Raw genomic sequence first — 21,299 nt, 5'->3', positions numbered from 1 at the left:
CCGCTCTCATCTGAGATAATGGATGTGAGGACGTGAATGATGGGGCGAGGCTTCGATGCGGGCCTCGACGGAAAAGACGTTGCGCAGAAGCTTTTCGCTCAGCACGTCCTCAGGCGAGCCGCAGGCGACGATCCTGCCTTGCTGCATGATAACAAGCTCATCGCAGAACATGGCGGCGTGGTTGAGATCGTGCAGGGCGACGATGCTGGTGATCGGCAGGCCGGAGACGAGCCGCATCAGGCCGATCTGGTGCTGGATATCGAGATGGTTTGTCGGTTCGTCGAGGATCAGCTCCTGCGGCGACTGGGCGAGCGCCCTGGCGATATGGGCGCGCTGCTTTTCGCCGCCCGACAGGCTCTGCCAGCGGTCGTCGCGCTTCTCCGCCATGCCGGCGCGGGCGAGCGCCGCTTCGACCGCCTCTTCGTCGGCCTTGGTCCAGCCGGAAAACATGGAGCGGTGCGGGAAGCGGCCCAGCTTGACGACATCGACGACCTTCAGATTGGCGTTGGTCGTGGCATGCTGCTCGACGAAGGCGATGCGCCGGGCGATCGAGCGGCGGCTGATCTTGCCGATATCTTTGCGGTCGAGCGTGACACGGCCGGAATGCGGCCGCCTCAGGCCGGCGAGAAGCCGCAGCAGTGAGGTCTTGCCGGAGCCGTTCGGCCCGAGCAGTCCGAGCATCCGGCCAGGTTGAGCCTCCATGGAAACGCCGTCCAGAATAGTCTTCCTGCCAATTTTCCAGGTGAGGTTGTCGGCCTTGATGCTCATGACGCGCGCTGAAACCGATAAAGGATGATCGAGAAGAAGGGAACGCCGACCAAGGCGGTGACGACGCCGATCGGCAAGATCTGGCCGGGAATGAGGGCGCGGGCGGCGATATCGGCGAACACCATGAAGATCGCCCCTGCAATGGCGCAGGCCGGCAGGAGGCGGATATGAAGCGGCCCGACGATGAAGCGGGCGACATGCGGCACGACAAGCCCAACGAAGCCGATCGAGCCGACCATGCTGACGATAGTCGCCGTGATCATCGCGGTGAGCGCGAAGAGAGCCATTCGCGCGCGGCCGACATTGACGCCGAGCGAGGAGGCGGCTTCGTCGCCGAAAGCGAAGGCGTCGAGCACGCGGGCGTAGAACAGGCAGGCGGCGAGACCGATGCCGACAACGATCGAGACCAACGCGAATTCCGGCCAGCGCACGCCGCCGAAACTGCCGAGCAGCCAGAACATGACGTCGCGGGCCTGCTGCGCATTGGCCGAGGTGGTGACGATATAGGAAGTCGAAGCGTTGAAGAGCTGCGATGCGGCGACACCGGCGAGGATGGTGCGGTCCGCGCCTCCGCGCGTGCCGTTCGAGAGCAGCGCCACGAAGAAGAAAGCTGCAAACGCGCCGGCAAAGGCGCCGGCAGACAGCGACACCGCGCCGGCACCGAGCCCCAGGATGACGATCGCGACGGCGCCGGTGGAAGCCCCGGCGGAGATGCCGAGCACATAGGGTTCGGCAAGCGGGTTGCGCAGCAGCGACTGCATGATGGCGCCCGAAAGCGCCAGCCCGGCGCCGCAGAAGGCGGCGACAAGCGCTCGGCTCAGGCGATAATCCCAGATGACGGTCTCGTGGATGCGGTTCAAGTCGACCGCGGTCCAGCCGAGCCGGTTGGTGACGGCGGAGAATGTGGTCGCAAGCGGAATCGGCAGATCGCCGATTCCAACGCTGACGCCGATGGCGACAGCGATGAGGCACAGGGAAGCCACAAGCAGTGCGGTGACTGCTCCCAGCTGCCGGAAGAGACGGCCTGCCTCGGTCACTTCAGCAGACCGAGGGCCTTCAGCTGCTCGGCCACCTGTTCGGCGCCGTAGATCGTGCGGATGGTCGGGTTCATCGCCTGGCCGTCCATGACGACCAGCGCCTTGTTCTTGACGGCAGGGATCTGGCTGACGGCGGGATCGGTGTTCAGGAACTTGATCTTTGCCTCCGGCTTGTCGAGCTCCCAGCGGTTGCGGTCGAGGCTGGCGACGACGAGGACATCGGGATTGGAGGCGATGATGCCTTCCCAGCCGATGGTGGGCCATTCCGCTGCCGCGTCGATTGCATTACGTCCACCGAGCAGGTCGGCGATGAAGCCGGAGGCGCTGTTCTTGCCGCCGACATAGGCATCGGCCGACGGGCTGGGGCTGGAGAACCAGAAGACGTAGGACAGTTTCTGGCCGTCCTTCGCAACCCTTCCGCGCAGCTTGGCTTCACGCGCCTTGAAATCGGAGATCAGCGCCTGGCCGCGGTCGGCGACGTCGAAGATCTGCGAGAGCTCGTCGATCTCCTTGTAGAGAAGATCCATGTTCCACAGCTCGCCGCGACTGCCGTACTGATCCTTGACGTCCTTGGTACTGAGGCAGGTGCTCGGAGACAGATAGGTGGCGACGCCCACCTTGTCGAAATCCTCGCGCTTGGCGACCTTACTGTTCGGCCCGATCAGGCTCGGCAGCGCCGCCGCGACGAAATCGGGATTTTCGGCAAGCATCGATTCAAAGGTCGGCATTTCGACGGTCAGAAGCTTGACCTTGGCATTGGCCTCGGCGAGCTGCGGCAGCACCTTGCTCGGCCAGAAGGCGGTGCCGACCATCTTGTCCTGAAGGCCGAGCAGCAGCAGGATTTCCGCGCTGTTCTGGCCGAGGCCGATCGCCCGCTCGGGTGCCTTCTTGAACGTCACCTCTGCGCCGCAGTTTTCCAGCGTCAGCGGATAGGTTGTCGAACCCGCCAGAGACGGCGTTGCGGCAAGGCCGATCAGGGCGGAGAGGCCGCAGGCGGCCAGGAGCGATTTGAGGTTGGTCACGAAGAAATCCCCGGTGCGTGAGTTATGCGGCCGGGGTATAGCCACAGGAGCAGCCGGAAAACAAGACCGATTAAATCAACTTATCGCAAAAATCGACAGTGCCGGACATGCGGCGGCGAAGGCTCTCCGTTCCGGAGGCAGGCGATCGTTCATCCTCAGCTTGGCTCTTGCGTTTCGATCCGTGCGGCCTTGCGCGTCGCATGGAGGAAGGCTCCAATAAAGGCGATCGCGAACAGAAGTACGATCGTCGGGGCCGGCGCGCTGTCGATAAAGAAGGAGAGATAGACGCCTGCAAAAGCCGTGATCACCGCGATTACGACCGAAAAAGCGAGCATCGTACTGAAGCGGCGCGTCAGCAGATAGGCGATGGAGCCTGGTGCAATCAGCAGCGAGATGGCGAGAATGATGCCGACCGACCGAAGCGCTGCCACGATCGTCAATGAAATCAGGCAGAGCAGGCCGTAGTGAAGCAGGTTCACCCTCAGCCCGACCGCTCTCGCCTGCGCCGGGTCGAACGCGTGCAGCAGCAGGTCACGCCACTTGATGGCGATGATGGCGGCCGTCAGCAGCGCAACGCCTCCCGTTTCCACGATGTCGGGAAAGCCGATGCCGAGCATGTCGCCGAAGAGGATGTGATCGAGATGCACCTCGGACTGGATCTTCACATAGAGGACGAGACCGAACCCGAACATTCCCGAAAATACGATGCCCATCACTGTGTCCTGCTTGATGCGGCTGTTATTCTTGAGGAATCCGGTGGAAACCGCGCAGACCATCCCGGCCGCAAAGGCGCCGATCGCGAAAGGAAAGCCGGCGATATAGGCAATCACCACGCCCGGGAATACGGCATGGCTCATGGCGTCGCCCATCAGCGCCCAGCCCTTGAGCACGAGAAAGCAGGAGAGCAGCGCTGTCGGGATGGCGATCAGCACCGAGATGATCAGGGCGTTGATCATAAAATCGAACTGGAACGGCACCAGCAAGGCGGCGAGACCGTTCATGGAGATGTCCCCAGCGCTTGAGCAGCCCTGCGCCGGCTCGCCAGCATTCCGTGCTTGGGCGCCAGGAAGAAGGCGGCAAGGAAGATCAACGTCTGGAAAACGATGATGATGCCGCCGGTCGCGCCGTCGAGGAAATAGCTCACATAGGCTCCGACGAAGCTGGTCGCTGCCCCAACCGCTACGGCGATGACGAGCAGGCGCGGGAAACGATCCGTCAGCAGGTAAGCCGTCGCGCCCGGCGTCACCACCATACAGATGACGAGAAAGGCGCCGACTGTCTGGAGGGCCGCGACCGTCGAGGCCGACAGCAGCGTGAAAAACATGATCTTGAGCCGCGTTGGATTGAGCCCGATTGAGCGGGCGTGGGTCTCGTCGAAGAAGACGACCATCAGGTCCTTCCATTTCACCAGCAGGATGGCGAGCGAAACGAAGCCGATGATGGCCAGCTGCAACGTGTCCTCGGGCGTGATTGCCAGGATGTTGCCGAGCACGATCGTCTGGATGTTCACTGCAGTCGGTCTCAGCGATACCATGAAGAGGCCAAGCCCGAAGAAGGAGGAGAAGATCAGACCGATGATGGCGTCTTCCTTCAGTTTGGTGCGCTGGTTGAGAAAGAGCATCGCCGCGGCGGCAAGGCAGCCGGAGAAGAATGCGCCGATCGAGAAGGGAAGTCCGATCATGTAGGCGCCGGCGACACCCGGCACGATGGAGTGCGAGAGTGCGTCCCCGATCAGCGACCAGCCCTTGAGCATCAGATAACAGGAGAGGAAGGCGCAGACACCGCCGACAAGAGCCGAGACCCACATGGCGTTCAGCATGTAGTCATAGGTAAAAGGTTCAAGAATGGCGGCCATCAGCCTTGGTCCCCGCTTCCGTCCGCCGAGGCAGGCGCGAGCAGCTTGCCCTCCCGCAGGACCAGCGGCCGCTCGTCGTCAGTGAGGATGCCGACGGGATATGGCTTGCCCCCGGAGCCACTCAACACGAGATGGCGAAGCACGCCGCCGAAGGTTTTCTCGAGGTTTTCCTGTGTAAAGGTCTCGTCTGTGGGTCCGTGGGCCAGTACCGTACCTTTGATCAGCACTGTGCGGTCGCAGAATTCCGGCACGCTGCCGAGATTGTGCGTCGAGACCAGCATCACCCTGCCTTCGTCGCGTAGCGAGTGGAGCAATTTGACGATGGCCTCTTCGGTCTTGACATCGACACCGGTGAAGGGTTCGTCGAGCAGGATGACGCGACCGTCCTGCGCCAGCGCGCGAGCGAGGAAAACGCGTTTCTTCTGGCCGCCGGAAAGCTCGCCGATCTGGCGCTTGCGGAATTCGCTCATGTTGACGCGGGCGAGCGCCTTGGACACAGCGTCGTGGTCGGCCGCTTTCGGTATGCGCATCATCCCCATGTGGCCGTAGCGCCCCATCATGACGACGTCCTCGACGAGCACCGGAAAATTCCAGTCGACCTCTTCCGATTGCGGCACATAGGCGACGAGATTTTTCCGCAGCGCTTGTTCGACCGGCATGCCGAGCACCGAAATCTCGCCCTTGGCGAGGCGCACGAAGCCCATGATCGCCTTGAACAGGGTCGACTTGCCGGAACCGTTGACGCCGACAAGCGCGGTGATGGTGCCGGTCGGGGTCTGGAAGCTGGCGTCTCGCAGCGCCGTGTGGCCGTTGCGATAGGTGACCGTGGCATCCGTCACAGCAATGCCGGCCCCCGCATCCGAAGATGCGGGGAAAACAGGGGAACCAGTCGCGTTCATTGCGACAGGCCTTCGGCAAGGCCCTTGACGACGGTGTCGGAGGTGACGCGCAGCAGGTCGATATAGGTCGGCGTGGGGCCGTCGGCTTCGCTTAAGGAGTCGACATAGAGCACGCCGCCATAATGGGCGCCGGTTTCACGGGCGACCTGCCGGGCCGGCTTGTCCGACACCGTGCTCTCGCTGAACACGGCAGGGATCTTATTGGCCCTGACGGCATCGACGACTTTGCGGACTTGTTGCGGCGTGCCCTGCTGATCGGCATTGATCGGCCACAGATAGAGTTCCTTCAAGCCGAAGTCGCGCGCGAGATAAGAGAAGGCCCCTTCGCTCGATACAAGCCAGCGCTTGTCCTCGGGGATGGTACCCAGCTTCTGGCGGATCGGCGCAATGGTCGCCTCGATCTCCTTCTTGTAGGCCTCCGCATTGGCCTTATAGACCTCTGCATTCTCAGGATCATATTTGACGAAGGCATCGCGGATGTTGTCGACATAAATGATCGCGTTCTTCGGCGACATCCAGGCATGCGGATTGGGTTTACCGCTATAGGGGCCTTCGCTGATGCCCATCGGCTCAACGCCTGTGGAGACCACGACGTCGGGAACATCTTTCAGGTTCCGGTAAAATTTCTGAAACCACAGCTCGAGATTGAGGCCGTTCGACAAGAGGATCTGGGCGCCCTGGGCCCGCTGGATATCACCCGGAGTCGGCTGATAGCCGTGGATCTCGGCCCCGGGCTTGGTGATCGATTCCACGATCGCGGCATCGCCGGCAACGTTCTTTGCCATGTCGGCAATGACGGTGAAGGTGGTCACCGCTTTGAATTTCTCCTGCGCGGCGGCACCGCCGGCCATCAGGCCGAGTGCGGCAACGGCCACCATCCCGGTTATGACTTTGCGTCTTAGGCAACTAAGCATGAATATTCCCTTCTTTTGCCTCATCAACCGTTCGGCACGCACAGCGGCGGCCGATAACAAGTTCACCGATGTAAATGCGACGCATTTGCAATCATTGCTGATGAGCCTCGTATCTATCTATTCTGCAATTGCGACCGAATTGCAACAAGGATTTTCGAAGAGGCGGGCTGATCGCAGACGAAATCAACCTGCATGCGGCGCTGGACATATCCACGGTTTCAAGAGACGCCTGGATCGCCTGGGAAAGTGCTGAGAAGTTTTCCTCGGACGCCGTTAGGCTGCCACGATTATGCCCGGCCCCGCGCCGCAGCCGGCCTCGACGTCGACAGCGTCAAGGGTGATCCCTCGAACACGCTCAGCTCAGCTTCCCCACGAGCTTGGCATAGTCCGAAAAAGTCCGCTGCTCGCCTTTTCCGGCAGCCTGCTCGGCAAGCTGCAAGACACGGATAGGAAACAGGATCGCAGCGCGGTTGGCGTCCGACAGCTCATGATCGTCGTCTTCCTCGATGGCCTTCATGGCTTTCGACAGCGCGGCATTGAGTTCCTGGCGGGTGAGCAGTTCTTTCTCGACGATCGCGTCGCATATGGACGCCATCGCCATGATCAGGCCCTTGAGCTGCAGATTGGCGGTATTCATGAGAACTCCAATGAAAGAGGCGGGCTCTAATCCGGTTCAACCGACCGGATCGTGTCGACCGAGACCGTACCCTCGACGATGCCGCGTTTGATATCGCGCCTGTTCCGGTCGACCTCGATGACAGTATAGAGCTTGTCATCGCGGAAGGCACTGGCATTGGCCGTCGTCACATCCTCGGCGGGCGCCGCATCCACTTCCATGAAATCGAGTTCGCGCGCTGCGGCGACGATCCTGGCATCGCCAGGCGTTCTGGCGGCGACGACAACGATGCCATGGCCGGGGGCATTGTCCCATCTCGGATCGTCGGGGGCGGCAATCGGTTCCAGCCGATAAATGTTGAGCATTTCATCGCCGGCATCGCGCGAGGCTTCCGCCGCATCCTGGATCTGCGCCTGGCTTTCGACCGATTTTCCAAAGGTGGTCGGGCTGGTCGCGTTGTTGATCTCTTCCTTGCCGGTCCTCGAGACGTTCGACATGTCGCTCTCCATTGTCAGGACGGAAACGACGGCCGGCGGAGAACGGTTCCAGCCTGCGCAAAAAACCGCAAAGCCGGCTTTCGTACAGGGCGTAGGTTTATGCAGCTACTAAGTTCATTTTGAAGGACAAACCATGATAAGCTCTACCGGGGATGGCCCATACCATTTTCCAAGTTGAGCACTAAATTACCAGTCGTCAAAGAAGGGGATTTTCGTGAGCAACCAAATCAGCGAATTCGCGCGTGACAACGCCGCGGCAGAGAGCCTCAGTGGGCACGACCACAAAACCATGGCGTTCGATGATGCCAGCCCGCTCCTTGAGGTTCTGGTCGCGGTCAGGCGCGGTGATTTCTCCGTGCGAATGCGCTCTGATCTCACGGGCGTCACCGGCAAGATCGCGGATGCCCTCAATGACATTATTGCCGCCAACCAGCGTATGGCCCAGCAGCTCGAACATGTCGGTCAGGTCGTCGGCCGCGATGGGCGAACCAGCACACGGGTGCGCTTCGGCCTCTCCGATGGGTCCTGGTCCGAGATGGAAGGATCGATCAACGGCCTGATCGACGATCTCCTGTGGCCGACGACGGCGGTGACGCGCACGATCACCGCGGTCGCCAAGGGTGACCTGCTGCAGACCGTGCCGCTGGACGTCGACGGCCGGCCGCTCAAGGGCGAATTCCTGCGCTCGGCCGATATCGTCAACACAATGATCAAGCAGCTGAGCGTTTTCACCTCCGAGGTGACGCGTGTCGCCCGCGAGGTCGGCACCGACGGAAAACTCGGCGGCCAGGCCCAGGTGTCCGAGGTGACCGGCGTCTGGAAGGACTTGACCGAAAGCGTGAACTCGATGGCGTCGAACCTGACGGCGCAGGTGCGCAACATCGCCGAAGTGACGATCGCCGTTGCCAACGGCGACCTTTCCAAGAAGATCACCGTCGACGTGCGCGGCGAAATCCTGCAGCTGAAGGAAGCGATCAACACCATGGTCGACCAGCTGCGCTCCTTCGCTTCGGAAGTGACGCGTGTGGCCCGCGAGGTCGGCACCGAAGGCAAGCTCGGCGGCCAGGCGCTGGTGCCGGGCGTCGCTGGAACGTGGAAGGATCTGACCGATAGCGTCAATGCCATGTGCGGCAATCTGACGGCCCAGGTGCGCAACATCGCCCAGGTGACGACGGCCGTGGCGCGCGGCGACCTGTCGCGCAAGATCACCGTCGACGTCTCGGGCGAAATCCTGGAGCTCAAGGAAACCATCAACACCATGGTCGATCAGCTCAACGGCTTCGCCGGTGAGGTGACGCGCGTCGCCCGCGAGGTCGGTACCGAGGGGCGGCTCGGCGGTCAGGCCCAGGTGCCGGGCGTCGCCGGCACCTGGAAGGACCTGACCGACAACGTCAATTCGATGGCCTCGAACCTGACGGCGCAGGTGCGCAACATCGCCGAAGTCTCGACCGCCATCGCCAACGGCGACCTGTCGAAGAAGATCACCGTTTCGGTCTCCGGCGAAATCCTCGAGCTGAAGGAAACCATCAATACGATGGTCGACCAGCTGAACGCCTTTGCCTCGGAAGTGACGCGCGTTGCCCGCGAAGTCGGCACGGAAGGCCGGCTCGGCGGCCAAGCCAATGTGCGCGGCGTCGCCGGCACCTGGAAGGACCTGACCGAAAACGTCAACTCGATGGCCGGTAACCTGACGGCGCAAGTGCGCAACATCGCCGAGGTTTCGACCGCGATTGCCAATGGCGACCTGTCGAAAAAGATCACCGTCCCGGTTTCGGGCGAAATCCTGGAGCTGAAGGAAACCATCAACACGATGGTCGACCAGTTGAACGGTTTTGCCGGCGAAGTGACGCGCGTCGCCCGTGAAGTCGGCACGGAAGGCCGGCTCGGCGGCCAGGCCAATGTGCGCGGTGTCGCCGGCACTTGGAAGGACCTCACCGACAGCGTCAATTCCATGGCCTCCAACCTCACCGGCCAGGTTCGTAACATTGCCGAAGTCGCGACCGCGGTCGCCCAGGGCGACCTGTCGAAGAAGATCACCGTCCCGGTTTCGGGCGAAATCCTGGAGCTGAAGGAGACCATCAATACCATGGTCGATCAGCTGAACGGCTTTGCCGGCGAGGTTACGCGCGTCGCCCGCGAGGTCGGCACCGAGGGGCGGCTCGGCGGCCAGGCGAATGTGCTCGGCGTCGCCGGCACCTGGAAGGATCTGACCGACAGCGTCAACTCGATGGCGGGCAATCTGACGGCGCAGGTGCGCAACATCGCCGAAGTCTCGACCGCCATCGCCAATGGCGACCTGTCGAAGAAGATCACGGTGTCGGTCTCGGGCGAAATCCTCGAGCTCAAGGAAACGCTGAACACCATGGTGGATCAGCTGAACCGCTTCGCCTCGGAAGTGACGCGCGTCGCCCGCGAAGTCGGCACCGAAGGCAAGCTCGGCGGCCAAGCGCAGGTGCCGGGCGTCGCCGGCACGTGGAAGGACCTGACCGAAAACGTCAATTCCATGGCCTCCAACCTGACCGGCCAGGTGCGCAACATCGCCGAAGTGACGACCGCCGTGGCGCGCGGCGACCTGTCGCGCAAGATCACCGTCGACGTGAAGGGGGAAATCCTGGAGCTGAAAAACACCATCAACACCATGGTCGATCAGCTCAACGCCTTCGCCGGTGAAGTCACCCGTGTGGCCCGCGAAGTCGGCACCGAAGGCAAGCTGGGCGGTCAGGCGCAGGTCTCCGGTGTGGCCGGCACCTGGAAAGATTTGACCGACAGCGTCAACTCGATGGCCGGCAACCTGACGGCACAGGTGCGCAACATCGCAGAGGTGGCGACCGCGATCGCCAATGGCGACTTGTCGCGCAAGATCACCGTCGACGTGCGCGGCGAAATCCTGCTCCTGAAGGACACGCTGAATACCATGGTTGACCAGCTTCGTTCCTTCGCCGGCGAAGTGACGCGCGTGGCGCGCGAAGTCGGCACCGATGGTCGCCTTGGCGGTCAAGCCGTCGTTCCCGGCGTCGCCGGCACCTGGAAGGACCTGACCGACAACGTTAACCTGCTCGCCGCCAATCTTACGACCCAGGTTCGAAACATCGCCGAGGTGACGACCGCCGTGGCGCGCGGTGACCTCTCCCGCAAAATCACCGTCGACGTAAAGGGGGAAATCCTCGAGCTGAAGAACACCATCAACACGATGGTCGACCAACTCAACGCCTTTGCCGGCGAAGTGACGCGCGTCGCCCGCGAGGTCGGCACTGAGGGCAAGCTCGGCGGCCAGGCTCAGGTGCCGGGCGTCGCCGGTACCTGGAAGGATCTGACCGACACCGTCAACGTCATGGCCGCCAACCTCACCGAGCAGGTGCGCGGCATCGTCAAGGTGGTGACGGCGGTCGCGAATGGCGACTTGAAGCAGAACCTCACTGTCGCCTCCAAGGGCGAAGTGGCCGCACTTGCCGAAACCATCAACAACATGACCAACACGCTTGCCACCTTCGCCGATCAGGTGACCACGGTGGCGCGCGAGGTGGGCGTCGAGGGCCGCCTCGGCGGCCAGGCCAACGTGCCGGGCACGGCCGGCACCTGGAAGGATCTGACGGGCAACGTCAACTTGCTCGCCGCGAACCTCACGACGCAGGTGCGCGCCATCGCCGAAGTGGCGACCGCCGTCACCAAGGGCGACCTGACGCGCTCGATCAAGGTCGATGCGCGGGGCGAAGTGGCCGAGCTCAAGGACAATATCAACACGATGATTGACAATTTGCGGCTCACCACCGAGCGCAACACCGAGCAGGACTGGCTGAAGACGAACCTAGCGCGCTTTACCAACATGCTGCAGGGGCAGCGTGACCTGACGCTGGTTGGCAAGATGCTGCTGTCGGAGCTCGCGCCGCTGGTCGGCGCCCATCAGGGCGTCATCTACCAAGTGGATGCCGACGAGAGCCAACCGTTCCTGTCGCTGCTGTCGGTCTATGCGCAAGGCGGCGAGGCGGCGCATCCGCCGCGGCTCGACTTCGGCCAGGGCCTCGTCGGCCAATGCGCGAGCGATGCCCGCCGCATCCTCGTCACCGATCTGCCCGATAACGTCGTACCGATCAGCTCCGGCGTGTTCACCACTCTGCCGAGAAGCGCGATCGTGCTGCCGGTGCATTTCGAGGGGCAGGTGAAGGCGGTTATCGAGCTCGCCTCCGCAGGCGAATTCACCGAGCTGCAGCTCTCTTTCCTCGACCAGTTGACGACATCGATCGGCATCGTTCTCAACTCGATCGAAGCGACCATGCAGACCGAAGGCCTGCTGAAGCAGTCCCAGCAGCTCGCCGCCGAGCTGCAGACCCAGCAGCGCGAACTGCAGCAGACCAACGAGCAGCTCGGGCAGAAGGCGCAGCAGCTCGAGGAACGCAACGTCGAGGTCGAGGCGAAGAACCAGGAGATCGAGCAGGCGCGGCGGGCGCTGGAGGAAAAGGCGACCGAACTGGCGCTGACCTCGAAATACAAATCCGAATTCCTCGCCAACATGTCGCATGAGCTGCGCACGCCGCTGAACTCCATTCTCATCCTCGGCCAGCAGCTCGGAGAAAACCCCGACGGCAACCTGTCGGGCAAGCAGGTCGAGTTCGCAAAGACGATCCACGGCGCCGGCACTGATCTGCTCAATCTCATCAGCGATATTCTCGATCTCTCCAAGATCGAGTCCGGTACGGTCTCGGTCGACGCCGAGGAGATCTTCGTCAACAATCTGCTCGAAGTGATGGCGCGACCGTTCCGGCACGAAGCGGAAACGCGGAACCTGTCCTTCGCGGTCGAGGTCGGCACCGACGTCACAAAGAGCATTATCACCGACTCAAAGAGGCTCCAGCAGATCCTCAAGAACCTGCTGTCGAACGCCTTCAAGTTCACCGCGCAGGGCGGCGTGACACTTCGCGTCGCATCGGCGACGAGCGGCTGGTCGTCGGATCACCCCTCGCTCCGGCACGCGCCGTCGGTGATCGCCTTTGAAGTCGTCGATACCGGCATAGGTATCCCGCCGGAAAAACAGCGTATCATCTTCGAGGCATTCCAGCAGGCGGACGCCTCGACGAGCCGCAAATATGGCGGCACCGGCCTCGGGCTGGCGATCAGCCGCGAACTGGCAAACCTGCTCGGCGGCGAGATCCAGCTGCGCAGCACGCCCGGCGTCGGCAGTACCTTCGTCCTCTATCTGCCGCTGACCTATGTTGGCGCCGGGGCGGTTGCGCCCAGGCCGGTTCCGCCGGCGAATGTCGTCGAATTCGCCGAGGCGGCGGCAAGCCGCCGTGCTGAAAAGCCCGCCGAGCACGTCGCAGACGATCGACACCGGATCGCGACGGGCGACTCGGTGCTGCTGGTCGTCGAGGACGATGCGCATTACGCCCGCGTCCTGGTCGATCTCGCCCGCGACAATGGTTTCAAGGTGCTGGTGGCGATGCGCGGCAGCGACGCGCTGACGCTGGCGCAGGATTACAAGCCATCGGCGATTTCGCTCGATATCTTCCTGCCCGATATGCTCGGTTGGACGGTGCTAAGCCAGCTCAAGCAGAACCCGCAGACGCGGCATATCCCGGTGCAGATCATCAGTCTGGACGAGGATCGGCAGCATGGGCTTACGCGCGGCGCTTTCGCCTTCATGAGCAAGCCGACGACGGCGGAGGGTTTGGGCAAGGCGCTGTCGCGTCTGAAGGCCTATGCCGAGCCGCGCCGCAAGCAGTTGCTGCTCGTGGAGGACGACGAGGCGGAGCGCTTGAGCGTCACTGCGCTTCTCGGACATGACGATATCGACATCACCAGCGTCGGCTCGGGATCCGAGGCGCTTGCCGCTTTGCGGAGCAATTCCGCCGACTGCGTCGTGCTCGATCTTTCTCTTCCCGATATGTCGGGCTTCGACGTGCTGGAGCAGATACGAGACGATGCCGAGATCGGCGAGGTGCCGGTGGTCGTCTTCACCGGCAGGGAGCTCTCTGCGGAGGAGGATGCGACGCTCCACAGCATGGCCCGCAGCGTCGTCGTCAAGGGTGTGGAGTCCCCCGAGCGGCTTCTCGACGAGACGGCACTGTTCCTGCACAGGGTGGTCGCCGATCTCCCGGCGGCAAAGCAGGCGACATTGCAGGAACTGCACAGCTCGGACGAGGATCTTGTCGGCGAGACCGTGTTGCTTGTCGACGATGATGCCCGCAACATCTTCGCACTCAGCAGCGTGCTGGAGCGCCGCGGCATGAGGGTGCTGACGGCGACGACCGGCAGCGAAGCCATTGACATCATCAACAATGAACCCTCGGTTGCGATCGTGCTGATGGACATCATGATGCCCGGGATGGACGGCTATGAGACGATGCAGGTCATCCGCTCGGAGCCCCGCTTCCGGCGTCTGCCGATCCTGGCGCTGACGGCGAAGGCGATGAAGGGTGACAGGGAGAAATGCCTGGAGGCGGGTGCGTCGGATTACCTGGCGAAGCCCGTCAACACCGAGCAACTCCTGTCGGCTCTGCGCATGTGGTTGCACCGCTGAGGATCCGGCCCATGAACCCCGTCAACATCCTCCTCGTCGACGACCAGCCAGCGAAGCTCCTGAGCTACGAAGTCATTCTCGAAGAGCTCGAGGAAAACCTCATCAAGGCGCAGTCGGCCCGCGAAGCCTTCGAGCACCTGCTGCGCACCGAAATCGCCGTAATCCTCGTGGACGTCTGCATGCCTGAACAGGACGGATTCGAGCTCGTCAGCATGATCCGGCAGCATCCGCGCTATCAGAATACGCCGATCATCTTCGTCTCCGCCGTTATGCTGGCCGAGCCTGACCGGCTGCGCGGCTATGCGGTCGGCGCCGTCGACTACGTCTCCGTCCCGATCGTGCCCGAAGTGCTGCGGGCCAAGGTCAGGGTCTTTGCCGATCTCTACAGGAAGACGCGGGAACTCGAACGCCTGAATGCCGAGCTGGAGGCGAGGGTGCACCAGCGCACCGCCGAGCTCGAAACATCGGCGGCGCAATTGCGTCAGCTTAATGAAGAACTCGAGCACCGGATCGATCAGCGGACGCGCGAGCGCGAAGAGGCGCTGGCACAGCTTTTCGAAGCGCAGAAGCTCGACACGATCGGCCATTTGACCGGCGGCGTGGCGCACGATTTCAACAATCTTCTCATGGCGGTGCTCGGCAGCCTCAGCCTGCTGAAGAAGCGGCTGCCGGCCGATGAGCGCAGCGAACGCCTGGTGACGAACGCAATCCAGGCCGCCGAGCGCGGCACGGCGCTCACCCAGCGCCTGCTCGCCTTCGCCCGCCGACAGGAGCTGAAGCCGCAGGCGGTCGACTTCCTCCGGCTGTTCGAAAATGTCGAGGATCTGCTCGCCAAGGCGGTCGGTCCGCGCGTCGAGATTCGAAAGAGCATCCCGGCGGATCTGGAGCCGCTGCTGGTGGACAGCAACCAGCTGGAGCTAGCGCTGCTCAACCTCTTCGTCAATGCGCGCGATGCGCTCGAAAGCGGCGGTGCGGTGACGGTCGCCGCGGCGCCGGAAGAGGCACGACCGACCGGCCTTGCGGGCGGGAATTACATCAAGATATCGGTCTCGGACGATGGCGAGGGGATGGACGAGGCGACGGTTCTGCGTGCTGCCGAGCCATTTTTCACCACCAAGGGGATCGGCAAGGGTACCGGTCTCGGCCTGTCGATGGTGCACGGCCTGGCAGCGCAATCGGGCGGCTCGATCCAGATTTCGAGCGCGAGAGGCAAGGGCACCACCGTCTCCCTCTGGCTGCCCGTCGCCGAGAGCTTCACCAAGGCGCAGCCCGCGCTAGTGCCGGCGGCCGCGGAACCCGTGAAGCCGGTGTCGCGATCGCTTGCCATTCTTGTCGTCGACGACGATGCGCTCGTCAGGACCGGAACCGTGGCGATGCTGGAGGACCTTGGACACCTGCCGCGGGAAGCGGCTTCCGCTTCCCAGGCTCTGGAATTCTTCGCCGGCGGACAGGAGTGCGATCTTGTCATTACCGATCACGCCATGCCGGGCATGACCGGCGCCGAGCTCGCGCGCCACCTTCGTGGAGCTTTCCCCAACCTGCCCGTTATTCTCGCTTCCGGCTATGTCGAGCTTACCGAGGACCAGGGGCTCGGCCCGATGCTCAGGATGACGAAGCCGTTCACTCAAGAGCAGCTTCAGGCGGCCATGGACGAAGCGCTCCGGGACAAGGTCGCTGCGGCGTAGTCGACGAAGCGAGCGGCAGGGCGGATCATATTTGACAGGCGGGCAGCGCGTGATTCTGACTAGTCCAGAAGCTGCTAGCTTTCCTCGTCAAACCGCTGGCCGGCGTAGAGGATACGGATGATAATGACCTCGGTAGGCTCGACGACGAACGCTACGCTTACCCGGCGCTCAAAGCCGACTATACGCAAGCCTGGGCGAACATGATCACGGAGGCTGCCACGTTCGGGATTACATCTCGGACCCATCCATGAAGGTCCTGATGCGGGCCACTCAATCGCGGGCGACGGTAGCAGACGCGGATTTCCTACGAACGAAGCCATAGATACGCACCAAATCCAGCTCCGCCTCATCGGTCAGGCGGATATGATAGTGCTTCATCAATCCTTTTCCCGATCGATCTCGTCCATGCTCGCTTCAAGGCGCCTCCAGACCTCATCGAGGGGTTTAGCCTTAGTGGGATCGGCCTTATATGCGTCATAGGTGGCCGCAACTTCCGTTCGAAGCCAATGCTCGACAGCGTTTTCGCGTTCTTGCAAGGCTCTCAAACCTTCGCGAATGACTTCGCTCTCTGAGGCGTATTCGCCGTTGGACACTCGCTGTTTAACCAGCTTCGCCATTTCCACGGGCAACGTGATGCTCATCTGCTGCGTCGAACGCATCGATTGCACTCCTATCTTTCTGCATCTTTGATCGCACATGATAGGATAGAATCCTACTTTTTCTCAGGCCAAACACTGCCGACGGCGGCCGCTTTCCCACGTCCGCTTGCAGACGAAACTTTTTGCTCCCATGGCAGTTACCCAGATCCCGTCCATTCATCAAAGGCTCTCCCTTGACCAAAATGATGTTCGGCCCCGCTTTCAGCGAAGACGGCGTTCTGTTCCGCCTCTGGGCTCCTCTGCATGAAAGCGTATCGTTGAGGATCGTAGGCGCGGATCGCCGTCCGATGCAGGCGGACGACAACGGCTGGCATCGTTGCGTGGTCGCGGAAGCCGGCGTCGGCGCGCGCTACCGTTTCGTGCTGCCGGATGGTCTCGAGGTCCCCGATCCCGCCTCGCGGTTCCAGCCTGAGGATGCGCATGGCCCGAGCGAAGTGGTCGATCTTTCTGCCTACCGCTGGAAGACCATTGCCTGGAAGGGCCGGCCCTGGGAGGAGATGATCATTTACGAAATGCACATTGGCTGCTTCACGCCGCAGGGTACTTTCAAGGCCGCGATCGAGCGTCTCGACCAGCTGCGGGAACTGGGCGTGACGGCGCTGCAGATCATGCCGGTCGCTGAATTCCCGGGCCGCTATAGTTGGGGCTATGACGGCGTGCTTCCCTATGCGCCTGACAGCAGCTACGGCAAGCCCGAAGATTTGATGGAGCTGGTGGATGCGGCGCATGAGCGCGGCATCTCGGTCTTCCTCGACGCGGTCTACAATCACTTCGGGCCGGATGGAAACTATATTCCGTCCTACGCGCCGCTCTTTACCGATCATCACAGGACGCCTTGGGGCAACGGCGTCAATTATGACGGCGACGGCTCCGAGATGATCCGCGAATTCATCATCGAGAACGCCATCTATTGGATCACCGAGTTCAGGCTCGATGGTTTTCGCTTCGATGCCGTCCATGCGATCAAGGACGACAGCAGGGAGCATCTTCTGCATGCGCTCGCCCGTCGTGTCAGGGCAGCGGCCGGCGACCGGCAGGTCCACCTGATCGTTGAGAACGAGGAGAACGACAGCGACCTGCTGCAGCGCGATGAGAACGGTGCGGCCCGGCTTTTCACCGCCCAGTGGAACGACGACCTGCACCATGTGCTGCATATCGCTGCGACCGGCGAGACCTTCGGCTATTATGCCGACTACGCCGGCGATGCCGATAAGCTCGGCCGCGCGTTGGCCGAAGGTTTCGTGTTCCAGGGTGAGCATATGCCCTACCGCGGCGGGAGTCGGGGCAGGCCAAGCGGCCACCTGCCGCCGACCGCCTTCGTGTCCTTTATCCAGAACCATGACCAGATCGGCAACCGGGCGCTCGGCGACCGCATCATGGCCGCGAGCCCGGCCGATGCCATCAAAGCCGTCACATCAATCTACCTGCTGGCGCCCGAGATCCCGATGCTGTTCATGGGCGAGGAATGGGGTGCCAAAGAGCCTTTTCCGTTTTTCTGCGATTTCGACGAGGATCTGAACGACAAAGTCCGCAAAGGCAGGCGCGAGGAGCTTTCGCGCCTGCCGGGCTTCGATGCCGACGAGCTTCTCGACCCGACGACGGCGTCGACCTTTGCTGCCGCCAAGCTCGACTGGTCGAAACGCGCCTCCTCGGAGACCCTTGATTTCTACAGGATGCTTCTCGATCTGCGACATCAAAGAATCATCCCCTTGCTGAAAGGCGGAGCCGGACATGCGGCTTACCGGTCGGCCGGCACTGCGGTGGCGGTGGACTGGACGTTTGCCGGCAACCGGCGACTTCACTTCAGCGCTAATCTCAGTGACGAGGCCGCGACGCTCGGCGCTCAGCATGAGGGCGGCGAGACGATCTTCCGTCTCGGCCGCAATGACGATGGCGATCTTGCGCCTTGGACGGTGATCTGGAGCATCAGTAAATTTTAAGGGGCTGAGATGAAGGCGATCGAACCATGAGGCGCGCGGAGATCGAAAGGCTCGCCCGCCGGCACGGCATTAGCCCGACAAGGCCCAGTCCCGACAATCGGGAAGTGGCGATCTCCAGCGACACTAAGCGCAAGCTGCTTTCGGCACTGAAGGTTGACCTCTCGGCGGCGGCTGATCGCGAGACAGCCGGGACGCGGCAGGAGCCGAAGCCGACGCTCAAGGAGATCCCAAGGTCATACCTCCCGGATTTTCTCTCCGGCACGCGCGTCTGGGGCATCAGCCTGCAGCTTTACGAGCTTCGCTCGGCGCGCAACTGGGGCATTGGAGACTTCGAGGATCTGTCCACTATGACAGGTCTGGCGGGATCGCTTGGCGCCGATTTCATCGGTCTCAACCCGCTTCACGCGCCTTTTCTCGCCGATCCTGATCGCTGCAGCCCCTATGAGCCCTCGAGCCGCCAGCATCTCAACCCGCTCCATATCGCCGTCGACAAGGTGCCGGGCTTTGCCGGCAATGCCGACCTCGAGCGGCAATTGCAACGCCTTCGCCAAACAGAGCTCGTGGATTACGCCGGCGTCGCACGAACCAAGCTTCAAGCGCTGCGGGATCTCTGGCCGGAGTGGCGGGCGCGAGCGGCGACCGACAAGACCTATGATCCCCAGGATTTCGACGCCTTCGTCGCGCAAGGCGGCGACAGCCTGCGGCGGCACGCTCTTTTCGAATGCCTGTCGCTTTCCATGACCGCTCGTGGCGCAGGCGCAGGCTGGCAGAAATGGCCGTCCGACTTCCAGCGTGCCGACAGCGCTGCCGTCGCCGAATTCGAGCGCAAACATGAAGACGATGTGCGTTTCCATATGTGGCTGCAATGGCTCGCCCACCAGCAGCTGATGCAGGCGGCCGCGCGGGCGCTGAAGGCCGGTATGCGGATCGGGCTCTACCTTGATCTTGCCGTCGGCGAAGCAGTCGACGGATCGGCGACATGGAGTGAGCCGGAAGTCTATATTTCCGGGGCCACCGTCGGCAGTCCTCCCGATCCCTTCGCCGTCGACGGGCAGGACTGGCATCTTGCCGGCTATCTGCCTTCCATGATCGCATCAAGGGAAACCTCTCCCTTTCGTCGTCTGGTGAGCGCGGCCATGCGCTATGCGGGTGCGATCCGCATCGATCATGCCCCGGCGCTTCGCCGCCTCTTTCTGGTGCCGCTCGGCGCCAGCCCGCAGGGCGGCGGCTATGTCCGCTATCCCCAGGATCGGCTCCTGCAGATCCTTGCCGAGACGTCGGCCGAGCATCGATGCCTCGTCATCGGCGAAGCCTTGGGGATGATCCCCGAGGACCTGCCCGATGATCTGGCGGCGGCCCGAATTCTCTCTTATCGGATCCTTTCCTATGAACAGGACGATCACGGCTTCAAGCCGGCGGCTGCCTATCCCATTCTTGCCTTAGCGTGTATTTCGACGCACGATCATCAGACCCTGGCCGGCTGGTGGCGCGGCGCCGACATCCAGGACCGGCGCGACCACGGCATCGTGCCGCCGAATCTTATCGAAAAGCATCTCGAACACCGCAAGCGCGAGCGGCGACGCCTGAAGGCGGCGCTCAGAGCCGCCGGTTTTGGCTTGCCGAAGCGTCTTGACGCAAGGGCAAGTCGGGAGGCGCTGAGGCAGCTGACCGTCAGCGCTTATCGCTTCATCGCCAGAACCCCATCCCTTCTCGTTGCGGTTCGCCTTGCCGATCTCACCGATGAGAAAAACCCGACCAATATTCCCGGCACGAGTGACAGCTATCCGAATTGGAAGCCGAAGCTGTCGGTTTCGCTCGAGGACATGATGTCGAGCCCGCTCGTCCAGCGCGTAACGGAGGCGATGCGCAAGGAAAGGCCGCAAAATCGAATGGCAAGGGAACGAATAGGAAGCCGGCGGATTCTGAATAGATAGGAAAAGGATCGCCGAGATGATTTCCAAGAAACACCTGGTCGAAGTCGCGGTGGATACCGAAGAAGGGCGCGTCCCTCTCGGCATCATGAACCCCAGGCAGGCGCTCGCGCTTCCCGATGATCTCGATGTCGAAATATCGCATCCCGATCACGAGCCGGGCAACACCGACCGCTTCGTCCAGAAGGACGAGTTGCGACGGCATCTCGACAAGCGGGAGGGCCGGCCTGGCGGTCCATCCGGCTGATTTGCCTTCGATCCCGGAACCTCGGTGGATCTGGATTGTTTGATACGACCAAGGAGAAAACCATGGCACATGCCGACCGGAAACATATCGGCACTGGCGCGAAGGGAAAAGGCGATGGCAGCGGCGCCTTGACCGATCTCGAAGAAGAGCAGCTTCCTGAAAATACGGTCCTGTCGAACCGCGACAAGACACAACATTCCAAGGAGCGCGGCCTGGACGGCAAGACGGTTCAGACCGAGCAATATTCGGATCACAGCTCGAACCGAGACCCCGACTGAGGAGAGACGTGATGAGCAGCAAGCTACCTCCGGTTCCAGCCGGCAACGTCAGCAGCAAGGGCGCAGGCAAGCCGATGAAGACCAAAGCAGAAGACGCCGCAATGGCAAGCGGTGTAGAAGACCCGGATAAGAAGGGTCAGCAAGGCAACAGTAAGATCAATACCAGCCATCAGGGCCATCACCAGGACCGCTAGGAGGCATCGATGTCCACGTCCAAGAAGAGCGCCGCGACCATCCGCCAGGGCGGTCCGGGCGCTTCGCATGAAAATGCCAAGGAGCCGCTCGACATTCAGAAGCCGGCAGCAGAGCCGGACAAACGCACGCAAAGAAAGGTCTCCGGCGGTGGCGGCGAGCATGATCGCCACCACGGCCACGACCCGCGGCGGAAGTGAGGGGCAGACTGGCGGCGGACTAACTAGCCGAAGGGATGAGGTCCG

Annotated in this window: 19 protein-coding genes; 9 read left to right on the top strand and 10 right to left on the bottom strand. The window is 62.3% G+C overall.

Annotated features, from left to right (window positions below; all coding sequences use genetic code 11):
- Positions 1-6: 6 nt before the first annotated feature.
- The 7 genes from GGI60_RS16620 to GGI60_RS16590 all read right to left on the bottom strand — a co-directional run bounded on the left by GGI60_RS16620 (position 7) and on the right by GGI60_RS16590 (position 6,495).
- Positions 7-768, bottom strand: a complete 762-nt coding sequence (locus GGI60_RS16620; RefSeq protein WP_183934713.1) for an ABC transporter ATP-binding protein — start codon at positions 766-768, stop codon at positions 7-9.
- Positions 765-1,805 carry a FecCD family ABC transporter permease gene (locus GGI60_RS16615; protein WP_183934712.1) on the bottom strand — a complete coding sequence of 347 codons (1,041 nt, stop codon included), beginning with the start codon at positions 1,803-1,805 and terminating at the stop codon, positions 765-767. Before GGI60_RS16615 ends, GGI60_RS16620 begins: the two co-directional genes overlap by 4 nt.
- Positions 1,802-2,827 carry an ABC transporter substrate-binding protein gene (locus tag GGI60_RS16610; RefSeq protein ID WP_183934711.1) on the bottom strand — a complete coding sequence of 342 codons (1,026 nt, stop codon included), beginning with the start codon at positions 2,825-2,827 and terminating at the stop codon, positions 1,802-1,804. The genes GGI60_RS16615 and GGI60_RS16610 overlap by 4 nt, the downstream gene beginning before the upstream one ends.
- 155 nt (positions 2,828-2,982) lie before the next feature.
- Positions 2,983-3,828, bottom strand: coding sequence for a metal ABC transporter permease (locus tag GGI60_RS16605; protein WP_183934710.1), 846 nt, complete (start codon positions 3,826-3,828; stop codon positions 2,983-2,985).
- Positions 3,825-4,682, bottom strand: coding sequence for a metal ABC transporter permease (locus tag GGI60_RS16600; protein ID WP_183934709.1), 858 nt, complete (start codon positions 4,680-4,682; stop codon positions 3,825-3,827). Before GGI60_RS16600 ends, GGI60_RS16605 begins: the two co-directional genes overlap by 4 nt.
- The gene (locus GGI60_RS16595) at positions 4,682-5,581 is read right to left on the bottom strand and encodes a manganese/iron ABC transporter ATP-binding protein (protein WP_183934708.1); all 900 of its coding nucleotides are present in this window, start codon (positions 5,579-5,581) and stop codon (positions 4,682-4,684) included. Before GGI60_RS16595 ends, GGI60_RS16600 begins: the two co-directional genes overlap by 1 nt.
- Positions 5,578-6,495 (bottom strand): metal ABC transporter substrate-binding protein, encoded by a 918-nt coding sequence (locus GGI60_RS16590; RefSeq protein WP_183934707.1) that lies wholly within the window; start codon positions 6,493-6,495, stop codon positions 5,578-5,580. Before GGI60_RS16590 ends, GGI60_RS16595 begins: the two co-directional genes overlap by 4 nt.
- Here GGI60_RS16590 and GGI60_RS16585 point away from each other — a divergent pair.
- Positions 6,494-6,748: a hypothetical protein gene (locus GGI60_RS16585; RefSeq protein WP_183934706.1), complete on the top strand. Its 255-nt coding sequence runs from the start codon at positions 6,494-6,496 to the stop codon at positions 6,746-6,748. The two genes, GGI60_RS16590 and GGI60_RS16585, sit on opposite strands and share 2 nt — an antisense overlap.
- A gap of 102 nt (positions 6,749-6,850) precedes the next feature.
- On the opposite strand, the gene GGI60_RS16580 is transcribed toward GGI60_RS16585, so the two are convergent.
- The gene (locus GGI60_RS16580) at positions 6,851-7,132 is read right to left on the bottom strand and encodes a hypothetical protein (RefSeq protein WP_064685541.1); all 282 of its coding nucleotides are present in this window, start codon (positions 7,130-7,132) and stop codon (positions 6,851-6,853) included.
- Between the two features lie 26 nt (positions 7,133-7,158).
- Positions 7,159-7,608, bottom strand: a complete 450-nt coding sequence (locus GGI60_RS16575) for a hypothetical protein (RefSeq protein WP_246720414.1) — start codon at positions 7,606-7,608, stop codon at positions 7,159-7,161.
- A 214-nt stretch (positions 7,609-7,822) separates the two neighbouring features.
- On the opposite strand from GGI60_RS16575, the gene GGI60_RS16570 reads away from it, so the two are divergent.
- Positions 7,823-14,122 (top strand): HAMP domain-containing protein, encoded by a 6,300-nt coding sequence (locus GGI60_RS16570; protein ID WP_183934704.1) that lies wholly within the window; start codon positions 7,823-7,825, stop codon positions 14,120-14,122.
- An 11-nt stretch (positions 14,123-14,133) separates the two neighbouring features.
- On the top strand, positions 14,134-15,807 hold the full coding sequence (locus tag GGI60_RS16565) for a response regulator (protein WP_183934703.1): 1,674 nt from the start codon (positions 14,134-14,136) through the stop codon (positions 15,805-15,807).
- A 377-nt stretch (positions 15,808-16,184) separates the two neighbouring features.
- Here the strand turns inward: GGI60_RS16565 and GGI60_RS16555 are convergent, their stop codons facing one another.
- On the bottom strand, positions 16,185-16,466 hold the full coding sequence (locus tag GGI60_RS16555) for a type II toxin-antitoxin system ParD family antitoxin (protein ID WP_183934702.1): 282 nt from the start codon (positions 16,464-16,466) through the stop codon (positions 16,185-16,187).
- Between the two features lie 182 nt (positions 16,467-16,648).
- Between GGI60_RS16555 and treZ the strand changes: the two genes are divergently transcribed.
- The 6 genes from treZ to GGI60_RS16525 all read left to right on the top strand — a co-directional run bounded on the left by treZ (position 16,649) and on the right by GGI60_RS16525 (position 21,254).
- A complete protein-coding gene (gene treZ, locus GGI60_RS16550) occupies positions 16,649-18,406 on the top strand; it encodes a malto-oligosyltrehalose trehalohydrolase (protein ID WP_183934834.1) in 1,758 nt (585 codons plus the stop codon).
- A gap of 26 nt (positions 18,407-18,432) precedes the next feature.
- The gene (gene malQ / locus GGI60_RS16545; protein WP_183934701.1) at positions 18,433-20,340 is read left to right on the top strand and encodes a 4-alpha-glucanotransferase; all 1,908 of its coding nucleotides are present in this window, start codon (positions 18,433-18,435) and stop codon (positions 20,338-20,340) included.
- 16 nt (positions 20,341-20,356) lie between these two features.
- Entirely contained in the window at positions 20,357-20,584 is a 228-nt protein-coding gene (locus tag GGI60_RS16540; RefSeq protein WP_183934700.1) for a hypothetical protein, read from the top strand.
- 62 nt (positions 20,585-20,646) lie between these two features.
- On the top strand, positions 20,647-20,862 hold the full coding sequence (locus GGI60_RS16535) for a hypothetical protein (protein WP_183934699.1): 216 nt from the start codon (positions 20,647-20,649) through the stop codon (positions 20,860-20,862).
- 11 nt (positions 20,863-20,873) lie between these two features.
- On the top strand, positions 20,874-21,056 hold the full coding sequence (locus GGI60_RS16530) for a hypothetical protein (RefSeq protein WP_183934698.1): 183 nt from the start codon (positions 20,874-20,876) through the stop codon (positions 21,054-21,056).
- Positions 21,057-21,065: 9 nt separating this feature from the next.
- Positions 21,066-21,254, top strand: coding sequence for a hypothetical protein (locus GGI60_RS16525; RefSeq protein WP_183934697.1), 189 nt, complete (start codon positions 21,066-21,068; stop codon positions 21,252-21,254).
- The last annotated feature ends 45 nt before the right edge of the window (positions 21,255-21,299 follow it).

This window comes from Rhizobium lentis (genome assembly GCF_014200175.1).
GTDB lineage: Bacteria > Pseudomonadota > Alphaproteobacteria > Rhizobiales > Rhizobiaceae > Rhizobium > Rhizobium mulingense.
Note: the sequence above shows the minus strand (reverse complement) of the source record. Positions and strands in the feature narration are given on the sequence as shown.